Raw genomic sequence first — 24,791 nt, forward strand, 5'->3', positions numbered from 1 at the left:
ATGACAGGCAAAGAGAACAGAACCCGAGACTTACACGAGTCAGCCTGGAAAATTCTGGAGGCTGAGCTGATGCAGTCTGCCATGGAACATTCACGGGTGGTTTCCGATGCTGCCGGAGCCGTCCTGGATAGTCCGCTTTCTGAGGTTAAAGGTAGAGATTACCGCGAGAGATTGCTGCAAGACATACTGGGTATTTTTTCTGTGATATTAAAGTTGCCGACGGCAAAAATTGACAGAGAAGAAAAAATGTCAACCTATGGTGTTGATTCGATTGTCATCACAGAAATCATGGGACGTATTGCAGACTCGCTGGGTGTGTCTCTTTCTGCCGCTATTTTCTTTGAGGCCAGAAACATTGGCGAACTGACAGATATCATCATCAAGCGCTTCGGTCTGGAGGTCGCGCAACGTTATGATGGCCAGCCCATCAACGATGATCATCAGCCTGCCAGGTATGTACCCCGCAAAGACGTTCGGCAGACGGCAGTTGTCGGAGCGTCCGCGTCGTCTTTACCGTCGGGTGCAACATCAGCCAGACAGATTCGGGAGCTTATGGCCAGAAGCTACCGGCTCAATCAAAAACGCGAACAGTTCCATTCGACGAACGATAAATGCCAGCAGCCCAATAAAACCGAGGCAAATCAGTTCGGCGGCAATTATGAACCTATTGCGATTATCGGGATGGATGGCATGTTTGCCCAGTCATCCACGGTTGAAGAGTTGCAACGCCATCTTTATCAGGGACAGGACTGTATCAGTGAAATTCCCCGGGAACGCTGGGACTGGAGGGCAATCCACGGTAATCCTAAAGACGGTGAGTTTACCAACGTTAAGTATGCCGGTTTTATTCAGGATGTGGATAAGTTCGATCCTGCCTTTTTTGGCATTTCTCCCCGTGAAGCTCAGACCATGGATCCCCAGCACCGACTGTTTCTGGAGTCGAGCTGGCGGCTCATCGAGTCATCCGGCTACGCTCCCTCATCATTAGCCGGTAAAAAGGTTGGGGTATTTGCCGGTATCAATTTACAGGATTATGCGGAGACCGTACTGAACGTCCAACCCCGCGATATTGTGGAGCTAACGGCAATTCCTCATATGTTTTGTCCGAACCGCCTCTCTTATCTGCTAGATGTTCATGGCCCCAGTGAAATTATCGATACCGCGTGTTCAAGCTCTTTAGTCGCGATTCATCGCGCGGTGATGAGCATTCAGCACGGCGATTGTGATATGGCGATTGCCGGTGGTGCCAACCTGATCCTGAGTCCGAAAATGCATATTCTGTACAGTAAGGCAGAGATGATTTGCGAGGATGGACGGTGTAAGACGTTCTCTGAAGATGCCAATGGTTACGCCCGCGGGGAAGGGGTCGGCGTTGTACTGCTGAAGAGACTGAAAGAGGCACAGGCTGATAAAGACCATATTCTCGGCGTGATTATCGGCTCGGCGGAAAATCACGGTGGGGCGGCAACGTCGCTGATGGCTCCCAACCCGAATGCTCAGGCTCAGCTTGTCCGCGATGCGCATATGAAGTCCGGGGTTGATCCTCGCAGTATTACCTATATTGAGTGCCACGGAACCGGGACGCCGCTAGGCGATCCTATTGAAATCAATGGACTGAAGATCGCGTTTAACGATCTTTATCAGAAGCATGGACTGAATGCTGCGGTCAATCCAGGGAAAGCGGTCGTTAAACACTGTGCTTTAGGCTCGGTGAAATCGAACATTGGGCATACGGAAACCGCCGCCGGAGTGGCCGGTGTCATAAAAGTTCTGCTGGCGATGCGGGATGAATATTTGCCCAAATCGCTGCACTGCCAGACGCTGAACCCGTTACTTGAACTGGAGGATAGCCCGTTTTATGTGCTCCAGGAGGGGCAGACATGGCAACGTCCGACGATCGGACATGCTGAACAGCCTTTACGTGCTGGCGTGAGTTCTTTCGGTGCTGGCGGATCGAATGTTCATCTGGTCATTGAAGAATACCGCCAGGAACCTGACGAGGTTGTGTCGCTTGAGCATGAGCCGGAGATTATCGTGCTATCGGCAAAAAACAGTGAAAGGTTGCGGGTCTATGCGCAGCATCTGATGCAGTACGTCACTGAAAATTCAGCTCATGTCGCAAGCCACTTCAAACAATTTGCCTACACGTTGCAAACCGGGCGGGATGCGATGGATGCCAGAGTCGCCTTCGTTGCCGAAGATGTGGCATCGCTTTTGCGCCAACTGTCCGTGATTTCCAGGGATCCGCAGGCCGCAGCCAGTGAGGGGACTATTTTTGTCAATTGTGATGAATCAGGTCGTTTACCTGGCATCGATATGCTGGATATTGAGCGCTGGTGGCAGACCCGACAGTGGACGAAAATTGCCCAGGTATGGGTTGAGACGAGATCGGTTGACTGGTTGCAATTATACGCAGGTCAGCGTCACTCACGTTTGGTGCTGCCAACCTATCCGTTTGACCGCAAGCGTTACTGGGTTACAGAGACCCAGCATAAACCGGCGCTGAAAGTGGTTGCGGAATCGACAGGGGGTGTTGCGTCGCCAACGCCCGATTCTGCCCCTGTTAATCATTCTGGAAAGGTGATGTTGCAGCCGCTGGAGCAGAAGAAGGGGGCCAGCCCCTCTGCTGTGCACAGTGGGGAGCCGGTATCAGCGGTGGGACGGTTGAACGGTAAGGCGGTTGATATTCACCGCGATCATGGCATAAATGGCAGCGTGGTGGATACCCAGTACACCAGTAGCGCCAGAGGAATAAACGGCGTCAAGGCAACAAACGGGAATGGTGCCCTTCACCCGGAACAACAGCATGGCGGCGTTTCTCTGGCGAGTGTTATTGACAAATTACGGGTGAGCCTGGCCAGGGCGTTGTGTTCTCCAGAATCGGATATTCACGTTGATCGCTCGTTCGCCGAGATGGGGCTGGACTCGATTGTCGGCGCTGAGTGGGTTCATGAAATCAACCGGGAACTGGGAAGCGCGTTGTCTGCCACGCGTTTATACGATTATTCCAGTATTCGCCAGTTGGCGCAGTTTATTGTTCTTAATGGCGGGCCACGCGGCGCGACGGATGAGCACGCACCGCAAGCACACCCTGCTGGGGCGGTGTATCCGCATGAAGATAAGACGATAGCTGCTGAACAGAACCGCGCTACTGTCCATTTGTCAGAGGTTAGCCATTCGCCACAGGCCATCCATTCGTCAAAAGCTATCCATACTTCACCAGCTACCCACAGAGCAGCAGACCAGAATGAGCAGGTAGCAGAGATAATCCAGCTACTGAAAACCAGCCTGGCCGATGCATTGTACATTACGCCAGAAGCAATCCGACACAATCAAACATTCGCAGAGTTGGGGCTGGATTCAATTATTGGCGCTGAGTGGATCAATGAGATTAACAAGCGACTGGGCACCCGCCTTTCTGCCACCCGTTTGTACGATTATCCGAATGTTCAGGTTTTGGCTGACTATATTGCGACCCAGCCTCATGGAGTAACGCTGTCCCCAAAGCCGGTCGCGGCCACTTCAACGCGTGTTCCGGATCATGAGGATTTATCTCGGGATACGCTAAAGTCGGCCGCCCCGGTATCTGCGGCGATACCAGACGATGACCGCGTTATGAGTCGGCAGGCTGAGAAAATTGCCATCATCGGCATGTCGGGACGCTATCCCGACGCGGAAAACCTGGAGCAATACTGGGACAACTTAGTTGATGGTCGTAACGCGGTTCGTGAAGTCCCTAAGTCACGTTGGGACGTTGACCAATATTTCGATGCTGACCGTAGCAAAGAGGGCAAGATATATTGCAAGTGGCTGGGGGCATTAAGCGATATCGATAGTTTTGACCCGCTATTTTTCTCGATTTCTCCCGCGGAGGCCGAGGGGATGGATCCTCAGCATCGTCTATTCCTGCAGGAAGGGTATAAAGCGTTTGAAGATGCCGGTTATAGCCCTGAAGAACTGAGTCATAAGAAATGCGGCGTCTATATGGGGATTATGAGTTATGAATATGCTCATATGATGCTCAATTCCGCCAGTCCCCTGTCCGGTACCGGTAACAGTTTTGCGATTGGTGCGGCGCGAATTCCATATTTTCTGAACCTTAAAGGGCCTGCCATTCCCGTCGATACGGCGTGTTCATCGTCTCTGGTTACGACCCATCTGGCTGTTCAGGCACTACAAAGTGGTGAAATCGATCTGGCTTTGGTCGGCGGTGTTAGCCTGTATCTCATGCCGGAGACGTATATCGGAATGTGCTCTGCCGGTATGTTGTCTCCCGAAGGTCAGTGTAAAGCGTTTGATAACACGGCTGATGGATTTGTACCCGGCGAAGGGGTTGGGTGTCTGGTATTGAAACGCCTGTCTCAGGCTGAAATTGATGGCGACCCTATTTACGGCGTCATCATTGGTTCGGGCATTAATCAAGATGGCAAAACCAATGGTATCACGGCACCGAGCGTGAACAGTCAGAGAGAACTGGAAAGAGAGGTTTACCGGAAACATCAGATTAACCCGGATTCGATAAGTTACATTGAAACGCACGGAACCGGGACCAAACTGGGCGATCCTATTGAGCTTGAGGCCCTGGAGTCTGTGTTCAGAGAATGGACTCCTCGCAAAAATTTTTGTGGCCTGGGATCGGTGAAAAGCAATATTGGCCATACGTCGGCAGCATCTGGAATGGCGAGTGTACAGAAAGTGTTGTTGTCAATGAAACACCGGCAACTCGTGCCCTCTCTGCACTTTCGCAACCCTAATCAACACTTTGGTTTCGATGACTCGCCTTTCTATGTCAATACCCAGCTTAAGCCGTGGCAACATGATGAAAGACAACCGCGAAGAGCGGCGGTGAGCTCCTTCGGTTACAGCGGCACCAATGCCCATTTGGTGATTGAGGAGTATCTGCCGCCAGCGGTCGAAACGGCCCCCGTTGCCAAACCGGTTTTGATCGTCTTGTCGGCAATGCGGGCCGATCGTTTGCCGCTTATGGCGGAAAATCTGCTGGCCTGGCTACAGCGGGAACAGGCCGAGGGACGCACTGTTGATTTAAGGCGACTGGCTTATACCTTACAGCGGGGACGCCGGGCCATGGAGGAGCGTCTCGCTTTTGTTGCGGGCTCAGTCAGTGAGCTGCAAGAAAAGCTCACCCAATTCATTGTCGGTGATATCTCAGCTCCGCTGCTATTTAGAGGTAGGGTGAATGACAATGCGCCATCTTATAAGGCGTTTGTCGACACACCTGAATTCAGTACTGTGATCGAACAATGGACCCGTCAGCAAAACCTGAGTCAGCTTGCAGGGCTATGGGTGACAGGTCTGGATATCCCATGGGATTTACTCTATTCCGCGCCTGAGCAGGCGGGGCAATCCACAGCGCATCGTTCCCCCAGCAGAATAAACTTACCTACTTATCCGTTTTTCCGACAATCCTGCTGGTTTGCAGAAAAAGCACCGCCAACATCGGTTACAACCGTGGATGTCCGGTCTGTTTTATCAGGAGACGCTGGAACAGTCAGGACATCAGAAGCCACTGAAACCGGCACCCATGCACAACCGATAGTAAGGGAAACCCAGTGGATCCGAGCGACAGAAACGTGGATTGAAGTGAAGGCAAGTGAAGACAGCCAATGGGTTGAACGCATTAAGGCCAGTAGCGATCGGCAAATTCTGGTGCTCAGTCATACGGCTTCGGATTACCGTGACATTGAGCAGGTTTGCCAGCAGGTTCAACAGATAGCCGATATGCCACAACCGATTTGGGATGTGCGGCATATTACGTTACCGGTCGGTGCGCTACAGGATCAGACAGGTATCAATGCCCTGAAAGTCGGACTAGCGGCGGCGATCCCCGATTCAGAAAAACCGCTGGCGGTTTTTCTGATCTTACCTCATGGAACCGAGGTGCAAACCGAGCTTGCCTATCGTTGTGTTCAGGCCGTACAGACGGTTGCCCGCCTGAACCCGGTACAATTCTATTGTTGTCACCGGGCGGATTATGAACAAGGCCTGACCGTTACCGATGTACACCATGAAGCGCTCAGCGGGCTGTTCCGTTCTGCGATTCTGGAAACCGTAGGCCACCGCTATCGGAGCCTCATCGTTGACCCCCGTTCGACGGGTCAGGAGGTGGCTCTGCAATTGATGCAAACCTGGCTGTGCGATGACATGCCAGCACATGAACCGGGGAAAAATGCTCAGGCAGTCAGGACCCCGACGATCCGTTTCAGTGGTGGTCGCCGATACGAGTTACGTGTTAGCGAAACGGATGGGCATGAGGTGCCGGGGGCACTGTTTCGTACCGGGGCGACCTATTTAATGGTCGGTGCCCTGGGAGAGACAGGGGAACAGGTTTGTCAGGTTTTAGGTCATCACTATCAGGCGCAGTTGGTTATTTTCTCTCGCCGCCCAGAACATCAAGTCGCCCCGATTTTGGCGCGCATCAGGGCGTCCGGGGCCCAGGTGATTTACCGTGCCGTCGATATCCTCGATCTTGAGCGTGTTAATCAGGCCGTGCAGTCCCTGAAATCCGAAGGAATCACCCTTAATGGAGTCTTACATATGGCCCGGCAGGTGAGTGATGGTTCTATTCTGAATAAGTCCTGGGATGCGTTCCGGCACATGATGGCGGCGAAAGTCTCAGGAACCCTGAATATTGATGCGGTAACTGCCGATGAACCACTGGAATTTTTCCTGATGTTTTCTTCCGTCGCCGCTTTTGGCATTCAGGGGTCGCCTGATTATGCCTATTCCGCCGCGTTCCAGAATGCTTTTGCTCGATATCGGCAACGGCTGGTCTCTCTCAAACAAAGACAGGGGCTGGTTTCCTCCGTTTGTTGGGGGCAATGGGAGGTTGACGGTGCCGTTGACCACACACGGCTGGCTGGCCGGTTAACGTCGTTAGCGCAACAAGGCATGGGAAGTATTCATGCAGTGGCGGCGGTGCAGCAGATGCAAACGGGGGTTACCGACGGTGTCACAGCGTTGGTTGCTGTCACGGATAAACATAAAGCCAGAATGCTATTGGGGCTTGGTGATAATCAGATGGCGTCAGCGGCTGCCCGCACCGAGCATCACATCGTAGACGCGGTTCGCCAAAAAATTAGCCATTTCAGGCAAGGGCAGTTATCGCCGACAGAATTTGCCGATTACCTCTCTTCCCTGTCATTGGCGGATCTACCCGCCTATCTGCAACAAGAGGTCGGAACCGTGATTACGGCGATCCAGTCTGTTCCTCCGACTCAGACCCCGAATGCCCCGCAGTCTGGCCTCCAAACAGGCAGACCAGAAACGTCAGGAGATATCGATGAGATAAAACTGGCTGACGACGACAGCGAGCTACGTAGCAGCCTGGCTTTCGGGATCGAAAAAGTCATGAAACTAGGCAGCAGTCTTGACTGGGACAAACCCCTGCAGGACTACGGGATGGACTCGATTATTGCTATGCAACTGAGTACCACGCTGGAAAGGCAGTTGAAATTTCCAGTACAGCCGAATTGGCTGATCGAACACCCAACCCCCAATCTACTGATGAAAAAATTGCGTAAACAGGTTGGAACAGGAGGGATCCGGCTATGACGACGGTAAATCAAAGACTGGACGCTTTTTTTTCTGGAGGTCGCACCCTGGATGCTGAGGTTAAGACGGGTAAGCCTGGGGCGGATGTTTCTTTTAGTTATCTGTTTTTTTCGGATGTCCGTAAAGATGTCTCAGACCGGGATAAATATCGTTTTGCCCGTGAGCTGGTCGAGTTTGCTGATCAGGCTGGTTTTGAATCGGTTTGCTTTCCTGAACGCCATTTTTATGAATTTGGCTCTATTTACGCCAATAACAGCATTGCTGCGGCTTACTTTGCACCGCTAACCAAAAACGTGCGCCTGCGTTCTGCCGCCGTGACCAACACGCTGCACCATCCGGTCGAAATCGTCGAAAACTGGGCGATGGTGGATATCCTCTCCGATGGTCGGGTTGACCTGGGGGTCGGAAGTGGCTGGAACAAAGCGGACTTTATCCTGTCACCCGATACCTATGAGGATCGTGCAAAGATACGCGATCAGCGTATTCCGGTGATACAAAAACTATGGCGGGGGGAAACGGTGGATTTTCCCGGCCCGGGTGGGGAGATGTTCCCGACGGTGGTTTATCCGCGCCCGATTCAGAAAGAAATAAACATCTGGTATTTCAGCATTTCTGAACAGGGCTTTCGACATGCGGGCCTGCATGGTTATAACGTCTTCGGCATGCTGCATGGGATCGATCTTCACGAATTCAGAAAATACGTGGACGTCTACCGCGCAGCCCGCGCTGAGGCAGGGCTGGAACCTCAGAGCGGTCGGGTCACACTGATGATGCACACCTTCGTTCACCCAGATATGGCGTGGGTACAGCAGGTGGTTCGCGAGCCGTTTAAGGCCTATATCCGCAGTAGCATTATTCCGCAGATGAAAGCCAGAGATCATCATTTCGATAATAGTCAGATTGATCAAATTCTCGATTATGCCTATGCCCGTTATTTCAAAACCGGAGGAATATTTGGCCCGCCAGAGGAATGTCAGCGACAGATTGATTTGGCCGTCGCGTCTGGGGTCAATGAAATTGCATTCCTTCAGGATTTTGGCATGGACTACGCCGCAGTCAGCAATGCGTTTGGTTATTTACAGCAATTAGTTGAATTCAATCTCAAGGGGGAGAAGGTTGCTTATGAATAATCAATCAGCACCGCTGTCTTTCATTGAGCAGTGGATTCAAAACCATAAAACCACGACGTCATCAGATTCAGTCTTGAATATGTCGGCGACGCACGGAAAGACCGAACCGCTGGCGATTACGGGGCTGGCCGGATATTTCCCTCAGTGTATGAGTGTTGCCGAATTATGGCGGCATCTGGATGCTGACGATGCCTTAATCACCGAGCTACCGCAGCAACGCAAAATGTGGTACCAGCAGGGGAAGACAGGCGGAGAAGCGTCGTGGGCGGTACTTTCAGGGGGATTCATTCCCGATATTGCCTCTTTTGACCCGGCGAAGTTCGGTATTTTACCGATAGAGGCTGAAGAGATGGATCCCAGACAGCGTCTATTGCTGATGTCAACCTACCACATGCTGGAAGATGCTGGTATCTCCCCTGAATCGCTGCGAAAAACGCATACAGGCGTCTTCATCGGCTGTGAGTCCAACGAGTACGCGGCCCTGATGACCCGCCACGGTTATCGGCCTGAATTCGGTCTGGCACAGGCCGACAGCATGATTGCGAACCGAATTTCGTACCAGTTTGATTTGGCGGGACCCAGTGAGTTAATCAATGCGACGTGCGCCGGTTTTGCTGTGGCGCTGCACAGAGCGACCCTGGCATTGAGAGCCGGTGTGATTGACCGGGCAATCATCGGTGCCGCGAATGTGATTCTGGTACCGGACGTGACCAACCGATTGAACGATTCGAAGCAATTGACTCACGGCAAAACGGTACATTCTTTCGGTAAACATGGTGATGGATTCATTCGTTCAGAAGGGGTTGGTACCATTCTTCTGGAGCGCCAGGCTGATGCTGAGCAGGCTGGACGCCGGGTCTACGCCATCATCAAACACACCCAGGTTAACTTCAATGGTCAGGGTGGTGTCTCAATGGCTTCTCCGAATACGGATGCGCATTGTGAACTGATCAAAGACTGTTATCGCGAAGCGGGGATCGATCCGCGTCGGGTTTCTTATATTGAGGCTCAGGGAATGGGGCTGCCCGTTGCGGATATTGCTGAATGGACGGCAATGAATCGGGCGCTGAGCCAGTTATGTGAGGAACAAGGGGTGGCGTTCGAGGCGGGTTACTGCCGGGTGAGTAGCCTAAAACCGCTGTTAGGACACATGCACTCTGCGTCTTCTCTGGGGGCGTTATTAAAAGTCATCCGCAGTCTTCAGACCGATAAAATTCATAAAATTCTGGGCTTTGAACACGCCAACGACTATTGCGATACGCAAGGTACGCCTTGCTGTTTTGCGACAGAAACGCAGGCGTGGCCGACCGGCGAACATCCCAGGCTGGCGGCGATTCACAGCTATGGTTCAGGCGGCAATAACGCCCATATATTGGTTGAAGAATATCAGGGTGTTAACGTTGCAGGGGCCGATTTTCCGTCGGCGTCAGCCCGCTATGCCTTCGCCCGTGAGTATTACTGGTTTCAGTTTTCCCCTTCTCAAAAACAGCCTGATGATGAGCCGCTCGTTCATGACAAAAGAGAGGCCACACATTCGGTTGCTGCTGAACAGGATGTACTGGCGACGATAGGCCGTCTGCTGGGGCTGAACGGCTCGGATAACGAAATATATCATCAGGCATTTACCGAGCTTGGCCTGGACTCTGTCTCGGTGTCGGCTTTCGTCAGTCGGCTGGAGGCGGCATATCCGGTTAAATTACGGCGGTCGGATTTATTCAGTTACACCACGCCGATGGCGTTAGCCCGCATGATAGCCGAACGCATGCAGGCCAGCGGTTCGGGAGCCGAACGCCGTCACGGCGAGGCTTCGCCGCAACCGGCACGACGCGGTAATGATGATAATCGCACTGACGATATTGCCATTATTGGTATCGATATTAACGTTGCCGGTGCCGATAACCCGGCAGAATTCTGGCAACTGCTGCGGGAAGGCCGGTGTAGTATCGGCCCGGTTCCTGACAGCCGGCGGCTACGGGATGATCTGCAGATGAAAACCCTCCGGGGGGGGTTTATGACGCATATCGACCACTTTGATCCCCTGTTTTTTAAGATTTCTCCCCGGGAAGCACGCAACATGGATCCCCATCATCGCTTGTTATTGCAGTCTGCATGGCGGGCGATTGAAGATGCTGGCTATGACCCGTATGGGTGGTACGGGCAAAAGCACGGCATTTTTGTCGGCATGGAAGAATCGGATTATCCACTGACCGAAAATTCAGCGATTACCTCCGTACATACCGGAACAGCACCGGCCCGCATTGGCTATTTTCTTGATACCAAAGGCCCGTTGCTGGCTATAGGAACCGCCTGTTCCTCATCGTTGGTTGCCGTACACTACGCATGTCAGAGTATTTTAAACGGAGAAAGCGAATTAGCGCTTGCGGGCGGTTGTAATCTGATTTGCCAGCCTGAGCGGATGCTACATGCCTTGTCCCGGATGGGCGATATGCTCTCGCCAGACGGCACCTGCTACGCCTTTGATTATCGGGCTAACGGTATGGTTGTCGGTGAAGGCTGTGCGACGGTTGTGTTAAAGCGCCACGCTGACGCACTGCGCGATGGCGATGATATTTATGCCATCATCAAGGGCAGCGGAATTAACTATGATGGTAAAACCAATGGCCTGACCGCTCCCAATGGTGCCCGGCAAAGCGAGCTTTACGCGCAGGTTTACCGGCAAAGCGGTGTTTCTCCCGAACAGATAGGTTATGTCGTCAGCCACGGTACCGGCACCATGTTAGGGGATCCCATTGAATGTAATGCATTGATTGATGCGTTTCATGACGCTGGTGCAGATAAAAAGCAGTACTGTGCCTTGACCTCGCCGAAGACCAATATTGGTCATACTCAAGCCGCGTCCGGCATCGTGAATGTCATTACGGCGGCGCTGGCGCTGAAACATCAGGAAATCCCGCCATCGCTCAATTATGCCCAGCCGAATGAAGATATCGATTTTGCTGATAGCCCTTTCTATGTGAATACCACGCTCAAACACTGGGAACAGGCGTCACGTTTTGCGGCCGTCAGCGCTTTCGGACATTCGGGAACCAATGTGCATCTGGTGTTGCAGAACGCGGAGGCTAAAGCGCGATGTCAGGGAGCGTCAGGTGAGGATGATTCGTACCTGATCGTGCTATCCGCCAAAAGTGAACCGCAGTTAAAGCAGATAGCCACAAATCTGATCGCCGGTCATGCGCCGGAAAGCATGCGGGATCTTGCTTATACTCTGCAATTCGGACGCACGGCGATGCCTCATCGTCTGGCGTTGATTGCCGACGGCTGGCACACCTTGCAGGAGAAAGTGCGCCGGTACCTGACTGCTGAAGAGGGGGCGAGTTCAGATCTCGGTCTGTATTATGCCGATGTGTCGGGAACGGCCCGTTCCCGTGCCACCGAGGCATTACTTTGCGCAGAGGGAAGCGCAGATTCTGCACCCGGCGTCCGGGATGACGACATCTCGCCTCTTGTTTCCAAACAGTTGGCATGTTGGCTGCGGGGCGAACCCGCAGATTGGGGGGCGTTATACCACGGGCCGACACCGCGCAGGATGCACCTGCCGACGTATCCGTTTGAACAGGAAAGCTATTGGATTGCTACGGTGGATAGCCCGGCAATGGCCTGCTCTGTTGCAACGCCATCCGCACCGACTCCGCAGAGCCAGAAGGCTGAACCCGGCTTACGGCATGTTCTGATTGAACCTGATGAAGCCATGACATCAGAGCAGGATGACGCTGTTCTGGTTTATCGTGAGCGATGGCAAGAGCAATCGCTGCCTGACGTGCCGGGCCCCGCCGAGCGCCAGATACAGCGCTTGCTTTGCGTCACCCCGGCAGCAGCTCAGACGGCGATTCGCCTCGGTATCAATCACATTGCCACGAATGTATCGACGGAATTTTTCGCGCCTGATGACCTGGCGGCCACAGAAGCAAGTACCTATCACCGCTATTTTTCTGCGTTAAAGCGCGCTGCCCAAACGGAAACGGTAGCGGCTTTGCTGTGTGTTGTTGAACCTGAATCGGCGATGAATCAATTGGTGCCGCTGTTTCAGGGGCTGTTGTCCAGCGGACTGGATGTTGGTCGTATTGTCGTGGCCAGTGCGTTTACCAGCGTACTGGAGCGTTGTTACGCCGATGCATTGGTGGCGTTTGGCGCATCTTTACGCGTTGTTTTACCGAAAACACGCGTCACGTTTGCCGGGTTTGAACTGACCGACGCTGCCGATACGGATCAATGGCAGTCGCTCGCGGAGCATATTCCCGACATCTGGGCTGAATTGCAGACCGAACCTGCGCAAAGCGTGCTGTATATCCAGGGTAAGCGTCATGTGTTGACCTTCGAACCGACGCGGCTGGAAAACGCTGACAGCGCTTTAAAAACAGACAGTTATTTAAAAATCGGTGGATGTTACCTGATTACCGGGGGGCTTGGGGGATTAGGGACGGTATTTGCACGTTACCTGTGCGAGAACGTGATGGCGAAAGTTCTTCTGGTTGGCCGCTCTCCCCTTGATGTGGAAAAACAGGCGGATTTACGGGCAATTGAACAACATGGCGGTCAGGTCACTTATCTGCAGGCAGATGTGAGTGAACTGTCTCAGATGCAGTCTCTGTTCGCTGATTGCCAGCGTAAAGGCATTAAAATCAACGGTATATTACATACCGCTGGCGTTCAAACGACACAGATGCTGGCAGAAAAAGATCTTGCTGGCGTTCGTCAGGTACTGGCACCGAAAATTCAGGGGACGCTGGTGCTTGATACAGCCTGGCAAACCGTGTTCGGTGCTGAAGACCCACTCGATTTTATCGTTTATTTCTCGTCCAGTGCCGCAGTATTGGGTGATTTCGGTGCCGGTGATTATGCCGTCGCAAACCGTTTTCAACTGGCCTATGCCAACAACCGCAATCAGCCGACTGCTCCCGAAGGAAAGACGCCATCTCTGATAGGAAAGACTATCGCAATCAGTTGGCCTGTCTGGCAGGACGGGGGAATGACACAACGCTCGGTTGAGCGAGCGCAGGCCACGTCCCTTTATTTGAAAACCAGCGGACAACGTGCATTGCGCAGCGAAGAAGGATTGAGGGTGTTTGAACAGTTGCTGGCCGGTGAAGCGGGTTCGTCGCTGGTGATGGTCGGACAGCCTGACAAGATTCAACGCGTGTTAGGGGATCGGTTACAGCATGAGTCCGGCACTCGTCAGGAGCGACTGCCACGCCAGCCAGTGACGACGACTATCGCCCGTCGCCCGGAAATGAAGGGGCTGACGGTTGAGCAATGTGTACTGTGGGAATTGCAGCAGGCGGTGAGCGATATTTTAAGTATTGAACGGCACCGTTTGCATCATGACGTGAATCTGGCCGATTTTGGTTTTGATTCGATAAGCCTTGCTGAGTTTGCCACCTGCCTCAGCCGGAAGTGGAGCATCGTGGTTTCGCCAGCCCTGTTTTTCGGGAATGCTACCCTGTCGCAGCTCTGTCAGTATTTTATGCTGACACACGGTGCGTTGATGCAGACGTATTACGGTGGGTCGGCAGGGCATAGCGAGGTCTCTGATCACCGTGTCGAATCGGTACATTCAGGTGCCCCTCTTAACATTCCACCCGTGAATAGGTCGGCTATCGGTGAAGAGCATCGCCACGATGTTTCTCCTTTTGACGCAGAAGAGCCGATCGCCATTATCGGTATGAGCGGTCGTTTTCCCGGTGCCCGTGATATTGATGAAATGTGGCGGTATCTGGCAGAGGGAAAATCGGCGGTGAGCCGCGTGAGTGCGGAATACCTGCATAGTCGGGACGAGTCTTACCGTGATAGCCGTATTGCGGCGTCAGACGCGGACTTGTGGTGTGGGGTCGTTCCCGGTGCCGCTGAATTTGACCCGCTGTTTTTTGAAATCTCTCCCCGGGAAGCGCAGAACATGGATCCAGGCCAGCGCCTGCTTTTACAGGAAGCATGGAGCTCGCTGGAACATGCCGGTTATGGCGCACAACGGTTGCGGCAGCATAACATCGGTACGTTTGTCGGTGTGGAAGAGGGCGCGTACGGACGTTTCTCAAGTACGGAACACATTGAGATTACTGCCAATCACAATGGTATTTTGGCCTCGCGGCTGGCCTATTTTCTCGACCTGCATGGACCGGTGCTGGCGATCAATACGGCCTGCTCATCCGGTTTAGTGGCTGCGCATCTGGCATGCACGAGTCTGCGTAACCGGGAATGCGATACCGCACTGGCAGCAGGCGTGAGTCTGCAACTCTCGACGGAAGGCTTCGATATCATGAAGCGTTCCGGCATGATTTCGGCAGATGGGATCTGCTACACCTTTGATCAGCGCGCTAATGGCATGGTGCCAGGTGAAGCGGTCGTGGTGCTGGTGCTCAAACGCCTGTCGCAGGCTGAAGCCGATGGTGATCTGATCCATGGTCTGATTCGGGCCAGCGGCATCAATTATGACGGTAAAACCAACGGGATCACCGCACCGAACGGCGTGGCGCAGGCCGACTTGCTCAAAACCGTGTATCAGCGCGCTCACATTGATCCCGCGCAGATCGACTATATCGTGACGCACGGAACGGGTACCCGGCTTGGCGACCCGGTCGAGATTAATGCGCTGAATGAGGCGTTCAAAGCGTACACCGATAAACAGGCGTTTTGCGCCCTGACGTCGACGAAAACGAATTTCGGTCATACCTTTGCCGCTTCCGGGCTCCTGAGTGCCGTGAGCCTGCTTCAGTCGATGAATCAGCAAACCATTCCTGCAAGCCTGCACTGTCAACAGGAGAATGACTACATCACCTGGGCAGAGAGTCCTTTTTATGTGAATAAAACGACCAGGGCCTGGCCGGTACAGCAGGGAAGGCTGAGAATGGGGGCGGTGAGTGCTTTCGGCATGAGCGGAACCAACGCCCATCTGGTGATGCAGGAATACCCTCAGCCGGTTTCGTCCCCAGAGCCACAGCGCAGCCACTATCTTCTCTGTTTGTCGGCCAAGACCGAGGAGGCGTTATACCGTAAGGTCGAGGATCTGATTTTGCATTTGCAAAAGCCGCAAACCAGCACTCAGGGACTGGCAGCGATCGGCTATACCTTGCTGCAGGGGCGGAGTCATTTCCAATACCGTCTGGCGGTGGTGGCCGAAGATCGAGACGGCGTCATCATCAGTCTGCGGCAAGCAGAGCATGCGCAACGACCCAATCTGTTTCGCGGTAAAGTCCCGCTGGGCTTTGTCGGGCAAAAGATCATTCGCCAGCAGGTCGACGTTTTATTACAGCAGTCGCAACAGTGTGAGGGGCAGGAATATCAGGAAATCCTGTCCGCCCTGGCGGACTATTATTGCCAGGGATACGAACTGGACGGGGCGGTGCTGTCGCCGGAGGTGTCCCGATGCGTTGTCTTACCGACTTATCCCTTTGCCAGAGAGCATCACTGGCTGGAGACCCGCGCGTTATCGCCATCGTCAGACTACATCGCCGGGGCCAGACAGTCATTACATCCACTGTTGACGGAGAATGCTTCAACGCTGGCTGAGCTGCGCTTTCGCGCTGAGTTCAGCGGCGAGGAGTTTTTTCTCGTGGATCACCAGATTCATGGTCAGAAAGTGCTGCCGGGCGTCAGCTATCTGGAAATGGCCCGGGCGGCTTATACCTATGCCGCCGCTTCCGTTATTCCAGCATCACAACGGCTGCCTTTCAGCGTGAAGCAGGTACTCTGGCTTCAGCCAATCGTCGCCACGCAACCGACAACCACCATCTATCTGGGTCTCTACGCACAGGAAAGCGGTCTTATTGACTACCAGATTTACTCAGAAAACGACATCCAACAGCGCACGATTCATGGTCAGGGGATCATTGATCCCCATCTGAATGACACTACCTCGGGGAATAACGCCTTAGAAAGGAACACGCTGGATCTGCACCAACTGAAGAAACAGATGACTGGCCCTGAATACCCGGCGGCGCACTGTTATCAGCGCTTTCGTGAGATGGGGCTGAATTATGGCGAGACATTTCAGGGCATTGAACGGCTACTGACCGCAGAGCGTCAGGTGTTGGCTCAGATTGTGTTGCCGGATGCGGCTACATCCTCCGCGTTCGGTCTGCATCCGAGCCTGATGGATGCGGCCTTGCAAACCAGTCTGGGGTTACATCACTCGGACCTGCCGTCTGACGCTGCTTACGTTCCTTTTGCGCTGGAGCAACTGGATGTATTCGGCGAAATGGACACTCGTCTGTGGGTCTGGCTACGGCTGGTCTCAACAGAGAACCCGGCGAACGAGCAGGTACAGAAAATGGATATCGACCTCTGCAATGATCAAGGTCGTATCTGTGTAAGTATGCGTGGGTTCTCGACCCGGATTTTGCCGGTATCGCATAGTGCTGAGGAACCTGTTTTTCCAGGAATAGTGACATCTGTAGAGACGGCGGCTAGCGCCGGAGTGACCGTTAACATCAAGCACAAAGCGTTAAGTGGCACAGAATATTTTTTGCAGGATCACGGTGGTTTGCTGCCCGGCATGCTGTCTCTGGAATGGATGAGAGAATTGGCCGTATCGCACGTTCCAGCGGGGGATTCCGAGGTCGTCGTGGGACTTAGGGATGTTGTCTGGCACAAGCCTTTAATGGTAGGGGAGCAGGGTACCGACATCGATCTGGCCCTGAATCGGGACGAACAAGGCTATCACTGTGTTATCAGCAGGCAGGGACAGGTTCACGCGCAAGGGCGTGTGATGACCGGGCTTGTCGGCAACGCGGAACACCCGCCTCTGCCGCTTGCAGACATCGAACATCGATGCCGACAGCATCGAACCCATCATGCCTGCGCTGAATTTTTCGGCGCAGGTATCGGGCCCCGATTACTGGGGATCACCCAGTATGCGCAGGGGAATAATGAAGCGCTGGTGACGCTGGACATTCATCAGGACCTTGTTGGTGCGGCAGAGGAGCCGGTGTTGCATCCGGCCCTGATGAATGGGGCGGTTTTGGCTAGCATTATTCTGGCCGTCGGCGGTGAACGGCAAGGCGCTGCTCCACTAATGCCCTTTAGCCTGGATGCATTACGGATCTACCAGCCGTTGCCAGCACGCGTTCTGGCTTATATTCGCCAAACGCGGTCTGACGCGGGTTCAGAACATCGTATCGTGAGTTGTGATATCTGGTTTACCGATCATCACGGTCATATTTTGGTTGAGATTAACGGTCTGAGCATGATCAGTGCTCAGGCTTCGCCTGCAGGGTCGCTGGTTGTTGCCCGGCCTCAGTGGGTTGTACAGGATATCGTACCTGCTCAGGTAGCTGGCGATGCGCCCGATGCGCTGCCGCCCTGTTTTATTCTGGCGGATGAGAATGCGGCGTTGCAAACCGCGTTACAAAATACCTGGCCCGACTGCCAGGTTGTGAACCTGTCTGTGGGTCACGACTCCCACCCGCAACAATTTACCTCTTGCCTGCAACAGTTATTCGCCCAGATAAAAACAAGGACGCTGGCTTGCCGGGAGCTGGCTCAGCGGCAGACGGTATTTATACTGGCATCAGAACCGGCGAATGAGTTGTGGTTATCCGCCAGCGCAGGGCTACTCAAAACGGCCCGGCAAGAGCAATCCGGCTTTAATGGCAACGTGATCCGATACCCTGCGTCACCGGCAGCTATCCCCCTGCTGCTCACTCAGTTACAGTCTGAACTGCATGGTGCCAAGGGTGCCACAGAGATTCGTTACGATGAAACCGGAAGCCGGAGGGTGAAGGCGTGGCAGCGGATTGCTCAGGCCGACATGACGGATGCCCTGCCGGTTTCTTCTGGTTGTGTCATCTGGATAACCGGCGGTTTGGGGGGGATTGGCTATCAGATTGCCCGTGAACTGGGGACTCAATATCAGGCACGGTTGGTACTCAGTGGTCGTTCTGCCCTGAATGAACGTAGCGAGCAACGCCTTTTGGATTTGCAGCGTCAAGGGATTCAGGCGACTTACCTGCAAGGGGATGTGACTGACTCGGCACAAACCCGGCATCTGGTACAGCAGATTCTGCAAGATGAAGGTCAACTGAACGGCATCATCCATAGTGCCGGTATCATTCGTGATGCTTTCATCGCCAATAAAACGCAAGCGGAACTGCTCGACGTTCTGGCACCGAAAGTTGCAGGAACCCTGGCGCTGGACCACGCGACCCAGGATTGCAACCTGGATTTTATGGTGCTGTTCTCTTCATTGAGCAGTGCGTTTGGTAATGCTGGTCAGGCTGATTATGCCTGTGCCAATGGGTTTATGGATGGATTTGCCCTCTGGCGTAACCAGCAGGTTGCCAATGGCCTGCGCCGGGGAAAAACCCTGGCGGTCAACTGGCCGCTATGGCGTGATGGTGGTATGGGGATTTCCGCCCCTGATGCTGAACTGCTCAGACAGCAGACCGGTTTGATTCCGATGCCCACCGAGGTGGGTATTCAGGCATTGATGCTGGGGCTACAAAGTCAGGAATCTCAGCTTGCCGTCATCTATGGCGAGGCAGAAAAAATTCAGGCCAGACTCGCTGAGGATGGGCAAACGCCACCCCAGCCGTCGTCCGTGCATCAATCGGGTATAAACGATGCGGCAGGTTTGGCCAAAGAGGTAACCAGCCCGGTTCGGGTCGGGCAGGTGTGTGCCTTGCTGGTCAGTATGGTCGCGCAACTGCAAAAGCTTGATGAGAAGAAGATAGAGCTGGATATGGAACTGTCCAGGTATGGCTTCAATTCTATCGATTTCACCGAGTTTGCCAGCCGTCTTAATAAAGCCTACGGATTAGCACTGATGCCGACGGTTTTCTTTGAGCACTCGACCCTGAGGAGGATGGGGAACTATCTGGCTGACGCGTACCCCGAGGCTTTTGCTGATAAAACGGCGGTGGCATCTGGCGGCGCTGGACCTCGCGCAGGAATGGCGACAACCAGCCGCCAGCTGCAGAGTCTGGTCACCAGAACCGCAAACACCGGGGAAGGAAGAAAAGCATTTTCCTGGCGAGCTTCACCGCCAATCCTGTCACAGCCAACACCAGCGGTTGCGCCATTAGAGGCCGCCGTTTGCGCTATTTCAAACGCAACTGTGGCGGAGGAGGGCATGCCGTTAACCCCCAACACACCACAAGTACCAGAAGCGATAGCGATTATCGGGATGAGTGGCCGATTTCCGCAGTCCCGCAACCTGGATGCGTTCTGGCAACAGTTGGAAGCGAATCGTGATTTGATTGATCAGGTTCCGGCAGATCGCTGGAACTGGCAGGAATATTATGGCGATCCACATGAAACCCCTGGGAAAACTAAAGTGACTTGTGGGGGATTCATGCAGGACGTCGATTGTTTCGACCCACTGTTTTTCGGGATCTCTCCCCGTGAAGCTCAATCGCTAGACCCGCAATTCAGGGTTTTTCTGGAAACGGTCTGGGCCACGATTGAAGATGCCGGTTATTGCGCCAGTGATTTATCAGGTAGCAATACCGGGGTTTTTGTCGGGGTGTCGACCTCAGAGTATAAAGACGCCTGGCTCAAGTATTCCCACGATAAATTCGGTATTGGCGATCCCCCCTGGCTTTCTCATTTTGCGTTGGCAAACCGCGTTTCTTATATATTGAATCTGCATGGCCCCAGCGAGCCTATCGATACCGCCTGTTCTAGTTCACTTGTTGCTATTCACCGGGCGATAGAGGCGATTCGCTCCGGTAGTTGTGACGTGGCGATTGTCGGTGGCGTCAACGTTATCGTCAATCCGGGGATCACTATTACCGCCGGGGAAGCCGGTATTCTTAGTGAAGACGGTCGTTGCAAAACATTTGATATCAGTGCTGATGGTTATGGTCGTGGTGAAGGTGTTGGCGCCATTATGCTCAAACCCCTCAGCCAGGCGAAAGCCGATGGCGATCGCATTCACGGCTTGATCCGTGGCAGTGCCGAGAATCATGGCGGTAAAGCCACCTCTCCGACAGCGCCGAATCCGGTGGCGCAGCAAGAACTGCTGGTTCAGGCCTATCGCCGTAGTGGCATTGATCCCGAGACGGTGGGCTATATCGAAACCCACGGTACAGGAACTAAACTGGGAGACCCAATTGAAATCAATGGGTTGAATAAGGCGTTTGCCACCCTGTACCGGGAACAGAATAAAGCGATGACCCGAAAGGCTTATTGTGGATTAGGGTCGGTGAAAACCAATATCGGACATCTGGAAGCCGCCGCCGGTATTTCCGGTGTGCTGAAAATTTTGCTGATGTTCCGTCACCGGAAAATTCCGGGCAACGTGCATCTTAAGACGGCGAACCCTTATCTGGATTTAGCCGATAGCCCGTTCTATCTGGCCCGGGAGACACAAGCGTGGCCGGCAATGGAAGATGCCGACGGTCAGCCAATGCCGAGAAGGGCCGGTGTCAGTAGCTTCGGTATCGGTGGGGCTAATGCGCATATTGTGCTTGAAGAGTATGCGTCGGCAGCACAAACCGCGGAGGCTTCATCTTCTTCTGCCGAGCCGGTGGCCATAGTACTGTCGGCCAAAAAGGCCGAGCGCTTAGGGGCCGTGGTGCAAGGCCTGGCGGCATTTCTGGATTCTGCCGAGTGTGCCGCCCAGCAGCCCAGCCTGACTGAGATCGCCTATACCCTGCAAGTGGGACGTGAAGCGATGGACGAACGCCTGGCTTTTGTAACCCATTCCGTGCAGGCACTGAAACAGACATTGGCTGCGTACCTCTCTGAGGCAGAAACACCTGAAGGCGTTTACCGCGGTAATGTTAAAGCCGGTAAAGCATCGTTGTCGATGCTGGCGGATGACGACGCGTGGCAAACGATGGTCGGAACATGGCTGCAAACGGGCAACTACAACAAACTGCTCGACGTCTGGGTGAAGGGCGGTCAGGTTGACTGGCAGCAACGGTACCCGGCGGCAGTAAAGCCTCGTCGAATCGGTTTGCCGACCTATCCGTTCGCACGGGATCGTTTCTGGTTGAAGGTGACGGGATCAGCGAGTGAAAGCCATGGGTCAGAGGCGACGGAGTCCCCTGTAAAAATACGTCCGTATCGTTTGCACCCTCTGGTGCACCGCAATACCTCTGATATTACCGCGCTCAGTTTTACCTCCTGGTTTGATGGCCGCGAGTTTTTCCTCGCTGACCATCGGGTGATGGAACAAAAGCTGTTACCTGGCGTGGCCTATCTGGAAATGGCCCGCGCCGCGGCTGAGCAGGTTGTTGGTGCTGGACGCCATTTGCAATTGACGCAGATTGTGTGGGTTCGCCCCTTCGTTGCTGAGCACTCGCAAGCTTCCGCACCCTCTGCCGGGATCCACCCGCTAACGGTAAAACTGCTGCCGCAGTCGGCTCAGGTGATTCGGTTCGACATCGGTTCTGTGCTGCCGGACGGTCAAATGCAGACGCATTGTCAGGGCAACGTGCTCGTCGTGGACCCCTGTACAGATGGTAGAGACAGACTCGATCTGTCTGTCGCTATGGCCGAACATCAGGACGGAACCATTGATAAGGCCGCGTGTTACCAGGCTTTTCGTCAGCTTGGGATCGTCTACGGCCCCGGACATCAGGGAGTTGAGACGCTGTATCTGGCGAAGGGACGTGTACTGGCACGGTTGAGTTTGCCTGAAACACTCCGTGAAACGCTCAATGATTATGTCTTACATCCCAGCCTGATGGATTCGGCATTACAGGCGACGCTGGGGTTGTCCCGAGAGCATCGGCTGGGTTTACCTTTTGATATGGCATCGATGGATATTCTGCATCGATGCACAGCTACGATGTGGGCTTGTGTTACCTACGACCACGGAACCGAGCCCCATCCTCAGGCAAAGGTCCAGAAACTGACCATCAAGTTATATGACGACGCGGGGCAGCTTTGCGTTGCTCTGCATGGCTTTAGCGCCCGCACGCCCGAGTCGGCCACAACGCAGCGAAACGGTACGCTGCTGCTTGTGCCGCAGTGGCAACGTAAAAATGCGCCGGTCAATACCGCCGCGCCGCCGACATACACGAGTCGGCAGGTCTTATTTTGTGTAGACCGTTCTATCGGCAACGATATTGGCCTGACGGACGACGTCGTTTTACCGGTGCAGGACACGGGCGATATCGCGCTGAACTTTCATCAGCATGCGCTGGCACTGTTTGCACAGGTGCAAGCGATGTTAGCCAGCAAGCCCAAACAGCCGGTGTTACTGCAATTGGTGGTGGTCGGCGATTTCCCGACCCGGCTATTAACCGCTCTGAATGGCTTGTTAAAAACGGCACGTTTAGAGAACGCCAACGTTATCGGTCAACTGATTGAGTTGGATGTGGCGGCCAGTGCCGAGGATGTGGATGAGAAACTGCGGAAAAGTAGCCTGATGCCGGAAGATATCCACATTCGCTATGGCCGGGAAGGACGTCAGGTGCTGTCCTGGCGGGAAGTGTGCGCGATGACTGGCGGGCGGGCTGTTTCCCCTTCATCAGCGTTGCCTCCGTTCACCCGCATGCCGTGGAAGGAACAGGGCGTTTATCTCATTACGGGCGGAGCCGGTGGCCTGGGGCTGATTTTCGCAACAGAAATCGCCCGTCAGACCCGCAAAGCCAGGTTGATTTTAACCGGGCGCTCTGCCATGACCCCTCGGATTCAGACCTCGGTCAGCCAGTTGGAGGCGCTGGGAGCACAGGTCGATTATCGAACGCTTGACGTTTGCGATAGGCCAGGTGTTGAGGCGCTGATCACTGCCGTGACGGCACAGTACGGAACGATCAACGGTGTTCTGCACTGTGCCGGTGTACTGCGTGACAGCTACATTCTGAAAAAGTCTGCGGCGGACTTTCAGGCGGTGCTGGCCCCCAAAGTTCAGGGGGTAGTGAATCTGGATCAGGCTTTAGCACAGCATCCACTGGATTTCTTTATTCTGTTTTCTTCAACCGCGGCGGGCTTAGGGAATCCGGGACAGGCCGATTATGTTACCGCCAATAGTTTCATGGATGCCTACGCCCACTATCGCCAGCAACAGGTGGCTACTCAGTCGCGGATGGGAAGAACCCTGGCGATCAATTGGCCGCTCTGGAAAGAAGGCGGGATGAAAGTCGATGATGCCTTCGAGACCATGATGTACCAAAGCACCGGCATGATTGCGATGTCGACGCAGGCCGGTCTTCAGGCTTTCTATCAGGCGATTGCACGGGACGAAAACCAGGTGTTGGTGATTGCGGGCGACATTGAAATGTTGCGCCAGACGCTCAGCGCACGTTCATCGATAACGGTACTTCAGCCGGAAAAAGCAGATGAAACGCGCCGCGAGGATCCGGTATTAGCCCATCAGGCTCAAGGGGCTGGTCATCTGGCAGCAATACGGATTGATCGGCCCGGTCTGGAGAGCGCGGTTCAGCAACTGTTGATCCGCGAGATATCCGCATTACTTGATGTGGACAAGGCAGAGATCGATGTGGATCTTGAACTGACCGAGCTGGGCTTTGATTCAATTCTGACCACGGGGTTTGCCAACAAGCTGAATCGCCAGTACGAGCTTGATCTGCTCCCGACCGTCTTTTTTGAGTATCCGACCATTTCGGCGTTGAGCGGCTATCTGACGGAAACCTATCAGGCGGTATTTGCAGCAAAATTTACAGATTTTTCGCATAAAGAGGGCACCCATGACACGTTTGCCCGTCATGAAACGGTCAGTCCGTCTCTGGCGGAACATTCAGATCAGGCTGCCGCTGATTTCTGGCAACCTGCACCAGCCGGGGAACAGACTGTCTCCCGTCATACCGCATTGGATATTCAGGCATTGCGTGAGGCGATTCAGTCGCTTCTGTTGCAGGAAGTCTCGACGCTGTTACAAGTAAACGTTGCAGACATTGATACCGATATTGAGCTGAATGAGCTGGGTTTTGACTCCATTCTGACGACCGGTTTTGCGAATAAGCTGAACCGGCAATATACGTTGGATCTGCTCCCGACCGTGTTTTTTGAATATCCGACTATCGCCGGATTAACCGCGTATCTGGCCGAGAATTATCAGGAGAGCTTCAGCCATCTCTTTGCGGCCAAAGTGATGGTGCAGCCGTCAGCGCAGGGCCGCATTCAGCCAGCGAATGCGGCGGATGACGTACACCCGGTAGGGACGCC

3 protein-coding genes (1 of these 3 cut by a window edge) are annotated in these 24,791 nt (G+C 53.9%); all 3 read left to right on the top strand.

Features of this window, described 5'->3' with window-relative positions:
- Tightly spaced (each overlapping or abutting the next), the 3 genes in view from LF929_RS02345 to LF929_RS02355 form a layout consistent with a single transcriptional unit that may run on beyond the window.
- The gene (locus LF929_RS02345) at positions 1-7,572 is read left to right on the top strand and encodes a beta-ketoacyl synthase N-terminal-like domain-containing protein (protein WP_226093245.1); all 7,572 of its coding nucleotides are present in this window, start codon (positions 1-3) and stop codon (positions 7,570-7,572) included.
- Positions 7,569-8,702: a MupA/Atu3671 family FMN-dependent luciferase-like monooxygenase gene (locus LF929_RS02350; protein ID WP_210174659.1), complete on the top strand. Its 1,134-nt coding sequence runs from the start codon at positions 7,569-7,571 to the stop codon at positions 8,700-8,702. Before LF929_RS02345 ends, LF929_RS02350 begins: the two co-directional genes overlap by 4 nt.
- A protein-coding gene (locus LF929_RS02355; RefSeq protein ID WP_226093246.1) for an SDR family NAD(P)-dependent oxidoreductase crosses the window boundary here: on the top strand, positions 8,695-24,791 show its 5' portion. Its footprint extends 4,291 nt past the window's final position; only the first 16,097 of its 20,388 coding nucleotides appear in the window; the start codon lies at positions 8,695-8,697; its stop codon lies beyond the right edge, outside the window. The genes LF929_RS02350 and LF929_RS02355 overlap by 8 nt, the downstream gene beginning before the upstream one ends.

Origin of the sequence: Dickeya oryzae, from assembly GCF_020406815.2 — a bacterium.
GTDB classification, from domain to species: Bacteria; Pseudomonadota; Gammaproteobacteria; order Enterobacterales; family Enterobacteriaceae; genus Dickeya; species Dickeya oryzae.

Bases quoted from the DNA above. Each gene is read 5' to 3' on its own strand.
- LF929_RS02345 (WP_226093245.1), top strand. From the start codon at position 1: ATGACAGGCAAAGAGAACAGAACCCGAGACTTACACGAGTCAGCCTGG.
- LF929_RS02350 (WP_210174659.1), top strand. From the start codon at position 7,569: ATGACGACGGTAAATCAAAGACTGGACGCTTTTTTTTCTGGAGGTCGC.